The 1,755-nt window shown below is 45.8% G+C and carries 1 protein-coding gene; it reads left to right on the top strand.

From position 1 onward, the window contains the following. Positions 1–127: 127 nt before the first annotated feature. Positions 128–1,738 (top strand): IS1634 family transposase, encoded by a 1,611-nt coding sequence (locus AVZ68_RS19390; protein WP_059106225.1) that lies wholly within the window; start codon positions 128–130, stop codon positions 1,736–1,738. Positions 1,739–1,755: the final 17 nt, after the last annotated feature.

Genomic DNA, 1,755 nt, shown 5'->3' with positions numbered 1-1,755 from the left:
CCTGGATTCCCGCCATTACATAACGATGAATCAAGTAAAAATATGAAAACACCGGGCGTTTTGCCCCTTTTTTAATGTTCTTAAACTCGTTATGTGTTACAATATACATAACGAGGAGGTGGAAAAGATGGCTACCATCGTCTATCAGAAAGATCAACGATCAGGGATCACCTATGCGTATGAGTCCATTTCTTACTGGGACAAGGATAAGCAACAATCCCGATCTAAGAGAACCTTAATCGGACGGGTGGACCGTAAAACTGGGGAAATCATTCCCACAGATGGCAGGGGACGCAAAAAGAAAGAGGGGCATGCCGTGACAAAGAGAGGTCCTGTTCCCTCTGTGCAAACCGCACGTTATTTTTATGGTGCCACGTATCTGCTGGACGAGATCGGTGCGAGTACCGGCATTACAGAAGACCTGACAGCGTGTTTTCCCGACACGTACCGCCAGATTCTATCCATGGCATACTATCTGATCTTAGAGGACAGCGCCCCTCTCTATCGTTTTGAAAAATGGAGCCACTTACATAAACATCCTTACGGTCAAAACATCACGTCCCAGCGAAGCAGCGATCTGTTCGCATCCATCACCGAAGAAGCGAAATATAAGTTCTTCCGGCTGCAGGGAAAACGGCGGACGGAAAAGGAGTTTTGGGCCTATGATATCACCACCATATCCAGCCAGTCTGAACTTCTGAGACAGGTGCAATACGGCTGGAACAAAGAAAACGATCCACTGCCTCAGCTAAACCTGGCGTTGGTCTTCGGCGAAACGTCCAACCTGCCGTTTTATTACCGCAAACTGGCTGGTAATATCCCGGATTCCAAAACCGTCGGGAACCTTCTTGCCGATTTGGATGTTCTTGGTTTCTCTAAAGTGAAACTGGTCATGGACAGGGGCTTCTACAGTAAAGAAAATATCAACGCATTATTGAAAAACCACGTGAAGTTCCTGATCGCCGTCAAAGTTTCGCTTGTTTTCATCCGGAAAGAACTGGATGCCATCTATGACGATTTTCGATCGTTTGAACATTACAGTGAGAAATATGAGTTATATGGTCGCACGGTCCGGACGACGTGGGATTATACGCAACACCGCCCTTATAAAGGGGACACCCTGAAGCAGTCCAAGCGTATGTACATTCACTTTTATTACAATATTGACAGAGCCGCGGAGGACGAAAAAGCGTTTGACCGCAAGTTAATCGCCCTACATCAGGAATTGGAATCAGGGAAAAGACAACCAGAACATGAAAAGCTGTATCAAAAGTACTTTGAGACAAAAACTACACCGAAACGAGGGATAAAAGTTACCGTCAACGCAGAGGCTGTCAACAAGGCCAAACGCTATTTTGGATTCTTTGCGCTAATGACCAATGAAACCATGGATGCCATCGCTGCGTTGGAACTTTACCGCAATAAGGATGTCGTTGAAAAAGCGTTCGGGAATCTGAAGGAACGGCTGAACATGCGTTGCACACTGGTTTCATCTGAAAAGAGTCTTGACGGGAAGCTTTTTGTGGAGTTTATCGCGCTCATCTATCTTTCTTATATCAAAAAGCAAATGCGGGACACGGATTTAGTTAAAAAATATACGTTACAGGGCGTGCTGGATCAACTGGATGTTATTGAATGCTTTGAATCGCCCGGGAAACAACTGCGTATTGGCGAGCTTCTCAGCAAACAAAAAGAAATTTATGAAAGCTTGGGTGTTATCCCGCCCACCTCGTTATGAGTACGCGGGAATCCAGG

The organism is Shouchella shacheensis (genome assembly GCF_001484965.1).
GTDB lineage: Bacteria > Bacillota > Bacilli > Bacillales > Bacillaceae_D > Shouchella > Shouchella shacheensis.
Note: the sequence above shows the minus strand (reverse complement) of the source record. Positions and strands in the feature narration are given on the sequence as shown.

Excerpts from the sequence above, each read along its gene's own strand:
- AVZ68_RS19390 (WP_059106225.1), top strand. The coding sequence starts at position 128 with ATGGCTACCATCGTCTATCAGAAAGATCAACGATCAGGGATCACCTAT.